We start from the raw sequence: 13351 nt of genomic DNA on the forward strand, positions 1-13351 counted from the left end.
TCGTGCTATAGACCTTAACTTTCCCTGAAGATTAGTCGAGTCGGTTGCCAGAGCGATACAGTGTTAGAGGTCTTTTGTTGTGTGAATAGAGAACACCCCATGGTTACATCATCTCTCCAATCGTCCCTGAAATATGCTTATTTTCCTGGCTGTGTTGCCCAAGGTGCATGTCGAGAGCTATATCAATCTACGGGGGCGATCGCCGAAGCCCTAGGAATTGAGTTATTGGAACTGAAAAAAGCCTCGTGTTGTGGTTCGGGCACGTTTAAGGAAGATTCCCAATTGTTGGAAGATACGGTAAATGCCCGCAATATTGCTTTGGCTGAGGAACTTAATTTACCGCTATTGACCCACTGTAGCACTTGCCAGGGGGTGATTGGCCATGTGGATGAGCGGTTAAAGCACGCTCAAGAGGAGAATCGAGAGTATTTGCAACAGGTGAATGGGTTACTGAAGCAGGAGGGGTGCAGTCCCTACCAAGGTTCAACCGCAGTGAAGCATTTACTCTGGGTATTGGTGAGCGATTATGGTTTAGACGCGATTCAGAAACGGGTGAGTCGTTCCCTCAAGGGCTTAAAGTGTGCGGCGTTCTATGGCTGTTATCTGCTGCGCGGACAGGAAATGGCTTGGGAAAATCCCCATAATCCCCAGTCGATGGAAAATTTGTTTGAGGCGGTGGGCGCGAGTCCGGTTTACTATCGGGGCAGAACTCAATGCTGTGGTTGGCCGATTTCCAGTTATGCCACTACGGAGTCGTTTAAGATGGCGGGAGGTCATTTACAAGAGGCGATCGCCTCTGGAGCCGATTGTCTAGTCACTCCCTGTCCCCTCTGTCACCTGAATCTCGACTCTAGGCAACCGGAAGTTGCGCGGGTGGTTGAGCAACCTTTGGGCTTACCGGTTCTCCATTTACCCCAGCTAGTCGGTTTGGCTCTGGGACTCTCTCCCCAAGAATTGGGCTTAGAGCGTCACGTGGTTTCCACCGAACCGGTTTTAGAGAAATTGGGTTTAATGAACAATGAACAATTAACAATTAACAATTAACAATTAACAATTACCAGCATTAAGCCCAACGCTTTTTCCAGTGGGAACTTGGCTCTAGAGAACTGCTTTGTTGTTCCTGTTGTCGGCGCTGGTGAATGACTTCAGCCGTATCGGTTAAGGTGGGGTCTCGATAGGGAATGGCGGCGCGGGTTTGCAGGTGTTCCTCCTCTTTCTCTGATAGATGGATCAGATCGTCTGAGCAAAATCGGGCCAGGGTTCCGGGTGATTTCCTGCCCACTGGCGTGGTGGTTCCGATCGCCAATCCAGCTAACCTCAAAGCCGCTCGCACCGCAGCCGCACAGGAATAAGTCGCCAGATAACCCTCCGGTTTGAGGACTTGGGCGACTAATGCTAAAAACTCCACACTCCAGAGTTGGGGACAGGTGGGAGGCGAAAAAGGATCGAGGAAGATGGCATCGGCTTGGCAACCTTGGGCAATGACAGCTTCTAGGGTTTGGCGAGCGTCGCCCATGTGGAGTGTGCCGCTAAATTGGAGCGTGGTGGCTCTGCCGGTGTCGGCCAGTTGGGGCAAAATGGTGTTAATGGGATGGGGCCAGTTTTGGTGGAAATTGTGGGCGATCGCCATTTTGGGCACTTGCTTATCCAATTCCAATCCCACCCAATGCACCTGACACTGGGGATTCACCGACCACAGGGTTTCCAGGGCGCTGGCGCTGTTATATCCCAGTCCATAGCAAATATCGAGCAAACAAACCTCACCCTTAACCGCTTGCTCTACCAGTCGAGTCGGTTCCACAAACTTCTTTTGCGCTTCCTGCTTGGCTCCATGGTGCGAGTGAAACAATTCCCCAAATTCTGGGGAAAAAAATGTCCAAGATCCATCACCCGTAGGTTGAGGAGTAAAAGGGGTTATTCGATCCATGGTTGAACCACTACCCTATTTTAAGTATTTTGTCAAATATTGCTTAACATTAGTCCTTCAAAAAAATGACTCGTTTGCAGGCAAAGTTGGGAATTTTCCAGATTAACTGAACGAACTAATCAGCTTTGCAGTTCATATAAAGCATTTAGGCAAGAAAAGACCTTTGGATTTTCAAAATCATAAATCGGTCTCAAACCCTTGTCAACCCGTTAGGCAAAAAAAGAGCAGCGCAAACAGTAAACTTTTACAACATTTTGTAACGATACAAAAATCAAAATACTCCCAAGCAACCCAATAAGCCAACATAATACGATCATCCTCCATACCCCTTGCTGGAGACTCCCCGATCGCGGTAAATTAATCATCGGCCTCCTAACGAGCCAACGTACCCCAACTCAGACCCAATTTTTAATTTCTAATTTTTAATTTTTAATTGATTATGACCTTTCCCTCCCTGCTCGTTTCTCCACAATGGTTATCCGAACACCTCGCAGACCCTCAAATCGTCATCATTGATTGTCGCTTCTCCCTCGCCAACCCGGAACAGGGCACAGAAGAATACCAAGCCGGACATATTCCCGGAGCCTTCTATCTTCATCTCAATGAAGATCTATCCAGCCCCGTACACACCCATGGCGGTCGTCATCCCTTACCCGATGCAGAAGAATTCGCCGCGAAACTCGCCCAACTCGGCGTTAAATCCGGAGAAACCTTAGTGGTTGCCTATGATAACTCCCGGATGGCCTTTGCCTCTCGCTGTTGGTGGTTACTGCGCTATCTAGGTCATGAGCAAGTCGCCATTTTAGATGGGGGTTGGAAAAGCTGGCAAGAAGCTGGATATCCAGTCAGTCAAGAACCAGGGGTGGCAAAACAATCGGGAGAATTTACACCTGAGATTCAATCGGATTGGGTGGTCGATTGTGAAGCGATTAAGCGATTAGGAGAAAGACCCGATGTCATTCTGGTAGACTCCAGAGCCTATGACCGATACATCGGCAAAACTGAACCCATCGATCCCATAGCCGGTCATATTCCCGGAGCGGTTAACCACCCTTGGCAAGAGGTCACCACCGAATCGGGAGCGACGCAACCGATGAACGATCGCCAAACTCGATGGCAAGCCTATCCTGATGATGCAGAATTCTGGGTATACTGTGGCTCCGGAGTTACCGCTTGTGTTAACTTATTTTCCCTGGCGCTTGCTGGAAGACCCCAAGAAAAACTCTATGTTGGCAGTTGGAGTGATTGGTGTTCCTATCCCGAACACCCCATCGCCACAGAATTTCCCAACTCTTGACAAAACTCTTGAGCAAAAGCTAAGACTTTCTGTCATAATAGAATCAGAATTTAGAGACCGAAATCGAATTAGAGAACCTTCTCGAAGCGATTAAGTCTCTTTATTCTTGTATAAATTTTAGGCGATTTGATCGCTTTGTTTTTCCTATTAAAACCCTTACAACTCAATTTTTACCCTCAATTCTATTGACTCAATTTTCAGGTCTAAATTCCTCCTGAAATTCCTACTCTAACGCTCAATAGTGCCCCCCAGAAAAGGTCTAAATGGCCAGACTGGATGGGGTGGGTTTTTTCTTTGAACGGTTAGCACCTCTGCCGACCGTTAATCATCTGTTATGCACCTCAAATCTTTTAGGACTAACATTTTATGGGATACAAAAATAAAAATCGTGTATCAATCTTTGTCGATGGAAACAATATGTTCTATGCCCAACAAAAAAATGGCTGGTTTTTCGATCCGAAACGAGTTTTAGAATACTTTGCGGGCAAGGAAGAAATGGATCTAGCTAATGCCTTTTGGTATACTGGGATTAAAGACCCCCAAGATCAAAGAGGATTTCGAGATGCCTTAATTAGTTTGGGTTATACGGTACGCACAAAAATCCTTAAGGAATATTATGATGACCATTCGGGGCGCTATTCCCAGAAAGCGAATTTAGATATAGAAATTGTTATTGATATGTTTAATACGGTAGAGCAATATGACCGGGTTATTTTATTTAGTGGGGATGGGGACTTTGAACGGGCGATCGAGTTATTGCGCTCTAAAAGTACCCATATTACCGTCGTTTCCACGGAAGGAATGATTGCCAGGGAACTCCGAAACGCAACAGACCGCTATATTGACCTGAATGATATCCGACCGTTAATTGAGAAAACCGATCTATAGCATGTGTTGTTGGGCCAATTGAGTTAACCGCTCTAATCCCTATCTAAAACCTGTAGGGACGTAGTATGCTACGTCCCTAGCTGATGACTGATAGCTGACGGTGAATGCTTACAGTGAAACTTTACCCTTCCTGCACCATCCACATTAGAAATCCTAAAATTTGCTCAACGGGGGGTAATGGATAATCGGTTAAATCAATGGTAACAGATTGTCCTTCGAGCTTTAAAAACCGCCACACCGTTCCACTGGTGACAGTCCCATAAATTGTGGCGATCGCTTGTTGTTTTTGTTGGTTAAACCGTTGAGCAGCGACCATCTCAGCTAAACACTGACCTAAAGCAGGTTTGAGGTCTTCTTTTTTGGCTTCGACTAACACAACAGCAGGAGCTTTAATGAACAATTGTTCAGGGGAACGACTAATCAAAAAATCTACATATCCGGTTAAATCTACTTCCGGTTGTACGGTAAACTCTTCACCCGAAAAAACACTAATTTGTCCTTTCAGTTGACGTTTTACTTCCAACAAAACGGGGTTAATGATTCCTTCGGAACGGGCTTTTTCACTACTGACGGCGATCGCCCAAGGGATGGTTTCTTTTAGGATCTCTTGGAGTAGGGGGGTCGGTTGGACTGGTTGAATTTTAGGGAAAAAGCGATCGCCTTCAATCAAGGTTAGTTCAAAATCTTCTACAGCGCGACTGAGGGTAAATTTACTATAGGGCATAATTTGTATTTCCTCATATATTACTAATATATTAAAATGTGGGCTAAAATGAGATGAACCTGTTTTTGTCGAATAGCTTGTATGACTATGCAACCTCAACACGACCGTATCATTATCTTTGATACCACTCTCCGCGACGGTGAACAATGTCCAGGGGCAACCCTGAATGGTGATGAAAAACTGGTGATTGCTAAACAACTGGCCCGTCTGGGAGTGGATGTGATTGAGGCCGGTTTTCCGTTTGCAAGTCCGGGGGATTTTGATGCGGTGCAGAAGATTGCCGCAACGGTGGGAACCGAAACGGGGCCAACCATTTGTGGGTTGGCGAGAGCGACGCGCCAGGATATTAAGGCGGCGGCTGAGGCGGTGAAACCGGCGGCTAAACCCCGGATTCATACGTTTATTGCGACTTCGGATATCCATTTGCAGTATAAGCTGAAGAAGAGCCGGGAAGAGGTGCTGAAAATTGCGCCGGAAATGGTGGCTTATGCGAAGTCGTTTGTGGATGATGTGGAGTTTTCGCCGGAGGATGCGGGACGTTCCGATCCGGAGTTTTTGTATCAGATTTTGGAGGTGGCGATCGCCGCAGGCGCAACCACGGTTAATATTCCCGATACGGTGGGGTATACGACTCCGGCTGAGTTTGGGGGGTTGATTCGCGGTATTAAGGAGAATGTGCCGAACATTGACCAGGCGATTATTTCGGTTCACGGCCATAATGATTTGGGTTTGGCGGTGGCTAACTTCTTGTCAGCCGTGGAAAATGGCGCTCGTCAACTCGAATGTACGATTAATGGCATCGGAGAGCGTGCGGGTAATGCGGCTCTGGAGGAGTTGGTGATGGCTTTGCATGTGCGCCGTCAGTATTATAATCCGTTCTTTGGCCGCCCTCCGGAGTCTACGGAACCTCTGACGCAGATCGATACGAAGCAAATTTACAAGAGTTCGCGGTTGGTGTCGAATCTGACGGGAATGTTGGTGCAGCCGAATAAGGCGATCGTGGGGGCGAATGCGTTTGCCCATGAGTCGGGTATTCATCAGGATGGGGTGCTGAAGAATAAGCTCACCTATGAAATTATGGATGCCGAGTCCATTGGCTTGAGTGAAAACCAGATTGTGTTGGGTAAACATTCGGGCCGTCATGCGTTTAGTAACCGGCTGCAAGAGTTGGGTTTTGAGTTGTCAGATACGGATTTGAATAAGGCGTTTGTGCGCTTTAAGGAGTTGGCGGATAAGAAGAAGGAGATCAGCGACTGGGATATTGAGGCGATCGTGAATGATGAGATTCAACAAGCGCCGGACTTTTACCGTTTGGAGTTGGTGCAGGTGTCCTGTGGCGATCGCGCACAACCGACGGCAACGGTAACGCTGCGGACTCCGGATGGGGAAGAGCTGACGGATGCGGCGATCGGTACTGGGCCGGTGGATGCGATTTATAAGGCAATTAATCGGGTGATTAATGTGCCGAATAAGCTGATCGAGTTCTCCGTGCAGTCAGTTACGGCGGGGATAGATGCGATCGGTGAAGTCACCATCCGCGTGCAACATGAAGACCGGGTATATTCGGGTCATGCAGCGAATACGGATATTGTCGTTGCGTCTGCACAAGCCTATGTGAACGCCCTGAACCGTCTGTCGGAAGCGTTGAAGAAAGACCGCCTGCACGCGCAGCACGAAACCGCCGTGGTTTAGTTAACCCTCTGGGTAAGGGGGAAGATGGATTTTCCTCCTTACCCGTTCAGAAATATCATTGTTTTGTAGGGGCGGGTTTCACCAATAATCTAGGAGAAAGAGGATCGATACCCTAAACCCGCCCCCACCCATACGCAAAAGGGTATGGGGCAGGTTCGCTAATTGAATGGTGTTGAGTTACTGAAGGCACTGATTGATGGGTTATAAAGTTTATTTAGATACCAGTGTTTACAATCGTCCTTTTGATGATCAAACACAACCCAAAATTTTTTTAGAAACCCAAGCAGTGGCGATCATTCTTCAATCCATCAAAGCACAAATCTTTGAACTGGTTAGTTCTTCAGTGCTAGAGTACGAAAATAGTCGGAATCCCGATCCAGTCAAACGGAAAGCAATGAGTCAGTCTCTTCAAATCGCAGGATCAAGGTTGAACGTTGATGACATGATTAAGCAAAGAGGTCAGGAATTAGAACATAATGGATTAAAGGCGGTTGATGCGTTGCATGTTGCTTGTGCTGAGGCAGCTAGTAGCAATTACTTTATTACTTGTGACAAGCGGCTGATTAATCGGTGTTCTAACTTGGCAATAAAGGTAATGAATCCGGTGGATTTTGTTTTGGAGATTAGCAACGATGATTCAAATGAAGAGTGAGCAGCAAATTCTACAAGAAGGGCTGGAAATTCTTTTCGCCCACATGGAACCCTCTGAGGTGGCCCGATTTTGGGCGGCCTGCAATCTCAGAGGGAGTGACTACCTGAAGCTGAAGGATGAACTATTCGCGGAAGAGTCCGTAGATAGTCTATATGCAAAAATCTTGGATTTTCAGTCGTCAGTACAGGAAGTCTAGTGTTGTCAGTGATACATCTACGATTAACAATCTAGCAGCGATCGCTGATACCATTTCTCTATGATGATGCGCTTTAACAAGGGGCTGAGAGCAACTTGTCTCTCAGGGATCGATTAGTTGCAAGATTAAAGAGAAATGGTATGACTGGAGGCGATCGCGGTCGATGCTAAACTAGAAACCAGCCTAACCAAGGATTGAGAGGTAGATGATGGAAAGCATTAGTATCGAAGTTGACTCAGAAATTGCCCAAGTCTATCAAGCAAAAACCTTGGTAGAACGTCAAAAGATGCAAATAATCGTCAATGGATGGCTTAAGCAGATGCTCAAGCAGCGATCGCTAGACGATATTATTGACGACATGCGATCGCAAGCACAAGAAAATGGCTTAACTCAAGAAATTTTAGACGAAATCTTGAGTGAAGATGCCTAAACCGAGATTTCAAGTAAAAAGATGACACAAATTACCACCACTGAATTACCAGAAAGCTTACAGAATCTACTGATAGAAGTTGAACAGACTAAAATTCCGCTTACAATTCTTCATGAAGGAAAACCATTAGCCATTGTTTATCCTGCCACTAACCCAATAGTACGTCCGAGCTTTGGCATAATGAAAGGTACGGGTGAAATTTTAGGGGATATTATTGAACCAGTTTCCGAAGCTTGGGACGTTTTGGCATGAAAACTTTGCTCGATACCCATATTTGGCTTTGGTATTTACTCGGCGATCAGGGCATTCATGGTTGCCAACCATCTAAATGTTAAGATATCATTACCGTTAATGGAGGGTTAAAACCATATGGAGATATTTTGTGTTCGGTGAACGATCGCAGGGATATCAATATTTATGGGTCTGATGGTGGGGGGTGGTATTATACGGATGCCTGTGGACAGATCGGAGTCATCCACCATAGCCAGATTACCAAATTTTAGCCATCTTCAGCGCCAACCCCGGCATCTCCGGTTCGCAACTGACTGACTCTGGACGATCCAAAATCTGGGGTTCTTGATCGCAGCGATAGATATGCACTTTGTAGTTCTGGCGATCGATGAGCAGGCCTAAGCGTACCCCATTGCTGATGTACTCTGCCATCTTTTTCTGGAGACTGGCAAGGGTATCGCTGCTAGAACGTAATTCGACGACAAAATCAGGTGCGATGGGGGCAAAAGAAGCCTGCTGTTCGGGTGAGAGTGCATTCCAGCGATCGCTAAATATCCAAGCTGCATCTGGCGATCGCACGGCTCCATTGGGTAATGTAAACCCGGAACTCGAATCAAATGCTTCTCCAGTTCCATCAGTTTCAGACCACATAAAAAGCTGGCCAAAAACTCTACCATTGCGGTTTCCCGTGTCAGCAAAGGCTGGAGGCATAACGATAATTTCTCCATTGGAATTGCGTTCAATGCGTAAATTGGCATTGGTGCGACAAAATTCATAAAACTGGCGATCGCTCATTGTGGGTAGGGAAATGAGCGCAGAGAGATCGATTGGCCATAATCTCTGTTCAGATTGGATCGATAGACTTGTCATCGGTTCCCTGGCTCCTCAACCTCTTAAAACTGACGTAAAAACCTCAGATCGCTGCTATAAAATCGGCGAATATCATCAATCTGATGCAGTACCATGGCAAACCGTTCGATGCCAAAACCAGCCGCAAACCCAGTATAAATTTCTGGATCGTAGCCTACCGCTTTTAAGACATTCGGATCGACCATGCCACAGCCTAAAACCTCCAACCATTTGCCATTCCATTGCACATCCACTTCTGCCGAGGGTTCCGTGAAGGGGAAATAACTGGCTCGAAAGCGGATATCCACCTCGCCAAACATTTGGGTGAGGAATTCTTTGACTGTGCCTTTTAAGTCCGTAAACGTGAGACCTTCATCTACCGCAAGTAACTCCATTTGATGAAACACCGCCGCATGGGTAGCATCCACGGTATCGCGACGATAGCAGCGTCCAGGGGCCACAATGCGGATCGGGGGGTCATTCTTCTCCATGTAGCGAATTTGCACCGAGGAAGTATGGGTGCGGAGCAGATTCCCATCGGGGAGATAGAAGGTATCTTGCATATCTCTAGCCGGATGGTCGGGGGGGGTGTTTAGGGCTTCAAAATTATAGTAGTCCGTTTCCATTTCCGGGCCGGCTGCGACGGTATAGCCAAGTCCCACAAAGATATCGATCGCCCGATCGAACGTGCTATTCAACGGATGAATGCGCCCTTGGGGACGATAGACCCCAGGCATGGTCACATCCAGGGTTTCGGCTTCCAATTTGGCTTGAATTTGGGCTTGTTGCAGGGCGCTCTTTTTATCATCTAGGGCTGTAGAGAGAGCCGTTTTCACCTCATTGGCAACTGCACCGATACGGGGGCGATCGCCGGGATCTAATTTGCCCATTCCTCCCAACACTTTCGGCAACTGACCTTTTTTACCCAGATAAGTCACCCGGAGTTCCTCCAGCTTCTGGAGATCCTCGCAGGTGGCGATCGCCTCCACTGCGGCTTGCTTAAGGTCGGCTAATTGTTGTTCAAGGTCAGTCAACATATAGATTCTCGGCGCTGGCAGGTCTGAAAAGAGCATAATGCCTTACCTGATGTTACCATTATTCCCGTTCTCCACTGCCAGATTCTTATGACGATTGTCCTTTCTTCCCAAGAGATCGCCCATTATCGCACGGAATTAGCCGCCGAGCCAGAAGCCCTAGAAGCCTTAGACCAAATTGAAGACTGTGAAGGAGATCTCGAAGATGCGGCAATCTCCCTGGGCATTCAAGCCGGACAACAACCCGATCGCACGGACTGGTTATCTGGAGTCGCTAAACGCTGTCGCGTGATTTTATGCCAAGACCCCTGTCAGAGCTACTTTCAGCACGGACAACTTGCTGGCGTAGTCACCACCCTGAAAACCGCACAAGTCTGTCCCCCTCTTCTGGTCACTCCCGTGGTTTTGTATGTCTTAAAATCTGGTATAGAGTCCTTTTGTGACCCTTTAAATTACAAACAAAATTAAATATTTTTTTCGATTTTGCTAGAAAAATCCAGGTTATAATTGGGTGGCTAAAACCATAGTTATTGGCAGTCTTTTCGGAAGTATAAACTTTGAACAACCCGTGTTTGTAACGATTTGATGGGTGTTAAAAAATGTTGTCAATTTGCACCCTTGTGAAAAATAACATTATTGACTATTTTGCCAAGTTGGTTTGATGTTCTGGATTCCTTAGAAAAATGGGAAGCAAGATGTACTGTATAGCAGGGAAAACCACTGTAAACCATTACCCTTCTGCCCATTACCCATTACCAGCGTATAGCGCTACCATAGGAGGTTCCGTCGTGAAACTGAGTAAAAAGTTATACCTAGGCTTTGGTATTCCCTTAGTTACTTTATGCATAGTCGGATTTTATGCCATTTATTCTTTTAATCGGATTAATTATCGTATTCAAACGATCTATGACGATCGAGTGGTTCCCTTGTCGCAATTAAAACAAGTCTCAGATAACTATGCCATCCGCATTATCGATGCCGTAAATAAAGCGAATGCCAACCAAATCTCTCTAACCCAAGCTTTAGTCTCTGTGCAACAAGCGCAAATAGAAATAGAAAGAAATTGGCAAGCTTATATCCAAACAGATTTAACCCATGCAGAAGAAAACTTAGTGCAGGAAATTCAACGTCTATTTATTCAAGCTAACCCAGAAATTGAAAATTTAGAACAAGTGTTAAGAACAGGCGATCGCACCACATTAGATCGCCTTGATGGAGAACTTTATTTAGCGATCGATCCGATCACACAACGGATCGATCAATTAACCGAATTACAACTAAAAGTCGCCAGTCAAGAACGGCAAATTGCTGGCAATATTTATCGAGAAACCCTCTTAGTTTTTATTCCCCTACTGATCGTAGCAATCTTGGTAGGATCTCCCGCAGGGTTTATCATTATTCGCCGAGGGATTACGGCTGCGTTGCAAGAGGTGATCGATGTCATTGCCGTATCCTCTAGTGAAATTGACTCCATTGCCCAAGAACAGGAAAGAATTATCAGTCAACAGGCGGTTTCTGTGACTCAAACGAAGATGTCAATTGATGAACTGAGTCAAACGGCTAAAACATCTGCACAACAGGCTCAATCAACGGTGAATAATGCCACCAATGCTTTGGAACTGAGCGAAGCGGGTAACCAAGCCGCAGAACATACCCTTGAGGACATCAACACCTTAAACCAACAAGTGAATATGATGGCCACCAAAATTGGAGAACTCAAGCAACATGCCCAAGAAATTGCCAGTATTTCCGAATTGGTGAGTAATTTAGGCAACCAAACCAATATGTTAGCGCTCAATGCGGCGGTTGAAGCGGTACGGGCGGGGGAATATGGGAGTGGGTTTGGTGTGGTGGCCGCAGAAATCCGTAAACTCGCTGATGAAAGCCGAGAGTCAGCCGTAAAAATAAATCATTTGGTCAATGAAATTCAAGGGGCGATCGCCGATACGGTGACTATTGCGGATCGGGGTAAGGTGACGGTGCAGACGAGCAGTATAACCCTGAAAAACACAGCCCAGTCATTTTTGGGGGTGACCCAATCTATTCAGGAAGTTTTTGTCAATAATCAAGAAACCTCCTTAAGCAGTCAACAACAGGAGCAGGCGATCGCCCAAATCTTACAAGCCATTAACGAACTGAATACGGCCGCTAAAATTAGCACCGATGGCATCAGTCAACTCAAATCGGGCACAGAACAACTGAAAATCGCCGCCGAACACTTAAAACTGATGGTTTAGCCCCTGGATTGACCCTTAATCTCTGACATCCACATTCAAAATATAGTGTCGCTCGCGCACAGAGGGGCCGCGCAGAACAATTCTCACGCGATCGCCAGATCGTACCCGAACCCTAAACTTACCTTCAGCATCCGTGGCCACTTCCCGATTATTCACATACACAATATCCATCGGATCGGCTTGGGCTACAATCACAGCTCCATTACCCGCAGGTGAGATGCTCCGAATCCTCAACGTTGATAGGGCTGGCGTGATTTCTTGTAAGGTTGGCGGTTCATTGGGATTAATCACCGCATAATATCCCGGATTGACCAATACCTCTTGACCTTGACTGAAGACTCCCACCAGACCATCGATGGTAGAAATCCCTGTTTTCCCATCTGGGCCCACATTGACTCCAAAAGATGTTCCTCGCACTCCTGCAACCCCGGCCGGAGTCCTTACCCGCACCGGTGCATTTTCTGTCTCCGTTGATTGGGCAATATCCAGAGCAATATCTAGACTCTTTAATCCCGTAATTTCTTCCTCGGCTTGTCCTAACAGACGCTCTGGATTACTGACCCATGGGGCGATCGAAAACCGCGCTCGGCCCAGGGGAATATAAAACCCCGTAATCGGTGGGTTGCCACCTTCGAGGATATCCACTTGAAACGTGGTTTGCGGAGCCAATTCTACCACCCCAACTTGGCTATCAATGCGTAACCTAGCGGTTGAGTCCTTTCCCGTGACGATCCGATCTTCTGGAGTTCTCAATTGATCTCCCACACGAGCTGGGCGATCGTTAAACCAAACCGTTCCTTTAATTTCCTCAATGGTCACCGATCGCCCATTCGGCGCTTGCGCTACTGGGGAAGCTAAGGATTCTTCTGTTGTAGATAAATTGTGGTTATACTCTACATTAGATTCAGGAGGCAAGGTTACCGATGTGCGATCGGGCGGCTCTGCGGAACGAGCCGAAGTCCCTTGAGTCCATAAGCAAGAACTTGAAACCATCAGGCCAAGTCCTATTCTAAAAAAGTTATGGATAATCCAAGGACGGTATAGATTGAATTGCTTCATCAGAAAAATTGGGTCTGAAACCCCGCCCTTCCAGGGCGGCTTTACTAACCATAGGCTACCACAATTACATCTTAGGTGCTACAATGTGAGAACTCCTTTGAATCCCACATGGAAAGAGCATTTAACTACCGATTT

15 protein-coding genes are annotated in these 13351 nt (G+C 46.7%); 10 read left to right on the forward strand and 5 right to left on the reverse strand.

Features of this window, described 5'->3' with window-relative positions; translation table 11 throughout:
- Positions 1–99 precede the first annotated feature (99 nt).
- Positions 100–1044 (forward strand): CoB--CoM heterodisulfide reductase iron-sulfur subunit B family protein, encoded by a 945-nt coding sequence (locus tag PJF56_RS02730; RefSeq protein WP_283761106.1) that lies wholly within the window; start codon positions 100–102, stop codon positions 1042–1044.
- A gap of 19 nt (positions 1045–1063) precedes the next feature.
- Here the strand turns inward: PJF56_RS02730 and PJF56_RS02735 are convergent, their stop codons facing one another.
- Positions 1064–1927, reverse strand: coding sequence for a tRNA (5-methylaminomethyl-2-thiouridine)(34)-methyltransferase MnmD (locus PJF56_RS02735; RefSeq protein ID WP_283761107.1), 864 nt, complete (start codon positions 1925–1927; stop codon positions 1064–1066).
- Between the two features lie 439 nt (positions 1928–2366).
- On the opposite strand from PJF56_RS02735, the gene PJF56_RS02740 reads away from it, so the two are divergent.
- Together PJF56_RS02740 and PJF56_RS02745 are read left to right on the forward strand one after the other, a co-directional pair.
- Entirely contained in the window at positions 2367–3224 is an 858-nt protein-coding gene (locus PJF56_RS02740; RefSeq protein WP_283761108.1) for a sulfurtransferase, read from the forward strand.
- Positions 3225–3590: 366 nt separating this feature from the next.
- Positions 3591–4112 carry a LabA-like NYN domain-containing protein gene (locus tag PJF56_RS02745; RefSeq protein ID WP_283761109.1) on the forward strand — a complete coding sequence of 174 codons (522 nt, stop codon included), beginning with the start codon at positions 3591–3593 and terminating at the stop codon, positions 4110–4112.
- Between the two features lie 121 nt (positions 4113–4233).
- On the opposite strand, the gene PJF56_RS02750 is transcribed toward PJF56_RS02745, so the two are convergent.
- Positions 4234–4836, reverse strand: coding sequence for a hypothetical protein (locus PJF56_RS02750; RefSeq protein WP_283761110.1), 603 nt, complete (start codon positions 4834–4836; stop codon positions 4234–4236).
- An 87-nt stretch (positions 4837–4923) separates the two neighbouring features.
- Between PJF56_RS02750 and PJF56_RS02755 the strand changes: the two genes are divergently transcribed.
- The 5 genes from PJF56_RS02755 (at position 4924) to PJF56_RS02775 (ending at position 8058) form a co-directional block, all read left to right on the forward strand.
- Entirely contained in the window at positions 4924–6528 is a 1605-nt protein-coding gene (locus tag PJF56_RS02755; protein WP_430540867.1) for a 2-isopropylmalate synthase, read from the forward strand.
- A gap of 196 nt (positions 6529–6724) precedes the next feature.
- Complete coding sequence (locus tag PJF56_RS02760) at positions 6725–7180, forward strand: PIN domain-containing protein (RefSeq protein WP_283761112.1); 456 nt, start codon at positions 6725–6727, stop codon at positions 7178–7180.
- Positions 7161–7376 carry a hypothetical protein gene (locus PJF56_RS02765; RefSeq protein ID WP_283761113.1) on the forward strand — a complete coding sequence of 72 codons (216 nt, stop codon included), beginning with the start codon at positions 7161–7163 and terminating at the stop codon, positions 7374–7376. The genes PJF56_RS02760 and PJF56_RS02765 overlap by 20 nt, the downstream gene beginning before the upstream one ends.
- A 208-nt stretch (positions 7377–7584) precedes the next feature.
- Positions 7585–7806 carry a hypothetical protein gene (locus tag PJF56_RS02770; protein WP_283761114.1) on the forward strand — a complete coding sequence of 74 codons (222 nt, stop codon included), beginning with the start codon at positions 7585–7587 and terminating at the stop codon, positions 7804–7806.
- Positions 7807–7827: 21 nt separating this feature from the next.
- Positions 7828–8058 carry a type II toxin-antitoxin system Phd/YefM family antitoxin gene (locus PJF56_RS02775; protein WP_283761115.1) on the forward strand — a complete coding sequence of 77 codons (231 nt, stop codon included), beginning with the start codon at positions 7828–7830 and terminating at the stop codon, positions 8056–8058.
- 237 nt (positions 8059–8295) lie between these two features.
- Here the strand turns inward: PJF56_RS02775 and PJF56_RS02780 are convergent, their stop codons facing one another.
- Entirely contained in the window at positions 8296–8907 is a 612-nt protein-coding gene (locus PJF56_RS02780) for a Uma2 family endonuclease (RefSeq protein WP_283761116.1), read from the reverse strand.
- 23 nt (positions 8908–8930) lie between these two features.
- Positions 8931–9923: a phenylalanine--tRNA ligase subunit alpha gene (gene pheS / locus PJF56_RS02785; RefSeq protein WP_347179424.1), complete on the reverse strand. Its 993-nt coding sequence runs from the start codon at positions 9921–9923 to the stop codon at positions 8931–8933.
- A gap of 87 nt (positions 9924–10010) precedes the next feature.
- Here pheS and PJF56_RS02790 point away from each other — a divergent pair, with 87 nt between their 5' ends.
- Entirely contained in the window at positions 10011–10388 is a 378-nt protein-coding gene (locus PJF56_RS02790) for a hypothetical protein (RefSeq protein WP_283761118.1), read from the forward strand.
- Positions 10389–10708: 320 nt separating this feature from the next.
- The gene (locus PJF56_RS02795) at positions 10709–12157 is read left to right on the forward strand and encodes a HAMP domain-containing methyl-accepting chemotaxis protein (protein WP_283761119.1); all 1449 of its coding nucleotides are present in this window, start codon (positions 10709–10711) and stop codon (positions 12155–12157) included.
- A 15-nt stretch (positions 12158–12172) separates the two neighbouring features.
- Here the strand turns inward: PJF56_RS02795 and PJF56_RS02800 are convergent, their stop codons facing one another.
- Positions 12173–13150, reverse strand: coding sequence for a FecR family protein (locus tag PJF56_RS02800; protein ID WP_283761120.1), 978 nt, complete (start codon positions 13148–13150; stop codon positions 12173–12175).
- Positions 13151–13351: the final 201 nt, after the last annotated feature.

The organism is Roseofilum halophilum BLCC-M91 (genome assembly GCF_030068445.1).
GTDB classification, from domain to species: Bacteria; Cyanobacteriota; Cyanobacteriia; order Cyanobacteriales; family Desertifilaceae; genus Roseofilum; species Roseofilum halophilum.

Coding starts and splice junctions, on each gene's coding strand:
- PJF56_RS02775 (WP_283761115.1), top strand. CDS start 7,828: ATGACACAAATTACCACCACTGAATTACCAGAAAGCTTACAGAATCTA.
- PJF56_RS02735 (WP_283761107.1), bottom strand. CDS start 1,927: ATGGATCGAATAACCCCTTTTACTCCTCAACCTACGGGTGATGGATCT.
- pheS (WP_347179424.1), bottom strand. CDS start 9,923: ATGTTGACTGACCTTGAACAACAATTAGCCGACCTTAAGCAAGCCGCA.
- PJF56_RS02800 (WP_283761120.1), bottom strand. CDS start 13,150: ATGGTTTCAAGTTCTTGCTTATGGACTCAAGGGACTTCGGCTCGTTCC.
- PJF56_RS02745 (WP_283761109.1), top strand. CDS start 3,591: ATGGGATACAAAAATAAAAATCGTGTATCAATCTTTGTCGATGGAAAC.
- PJF56_RS02730 (WP_283761106.1), top strand. CDS start 100: ATGGTTACATCATCTCTCCAATCGTCCCTGAAATATGCTTATTTTCCT.
- PJF56_RS02780 (WP_283761116.1), bottom strand. CDS start 8,907: ATGACAAGTCTATCGATCCAATCTGAACAGAGATTATGGCCAATCGAT.
- PJF56_RS02755 (WP_430540867.1), top strand. CDS start 4,924: ATGCAACCTCAACACGACCGTATCATTATCTTTGATACCACTCTCCGC.
- PJF56_RS02790 (WP_283761118.1), top strand. CDS start 10,011: ATGACGATTGTCCTTTCTTCCCAAGAGATCGCCCATTATCGCACGGAA.
- PJF56_RS02740 (WP_283761108.1), top strand. CDS start 2,367: ATGACCTTTCCCTCCCTGCTCGTTTCTCCACAATGGTTATCCGAACAC.
- PJF56_RS02765 (WP_283761113.1), top strand. CDS start 7,161: ATGATTCAAATGAAGAGTGAGCAGCAAATTCTACAAGAAGGGCTGGAA.
- PJF56_RS02750 (WP_283761110.1), bottom strand. CDS start 4,836: ATGCCCTATAGTAAATTTACCCTCAGTCGCGCTGTAGAAGATTTTGAA.
- PJF56_RS02760 (WP_283761112.1), top strand. CDS start 6,725: ATGGGTTATAAAGTTTATTTAGATACCAGTGTTTACAATCGTCCTTTT.
- PJF56_RS02770 (WP_283761114.1), top strand. CDS start 7,585: ATGGAAAGCATTAGTATCGAAGTTGACTCAGAAATTGCCCAAGTCTAT.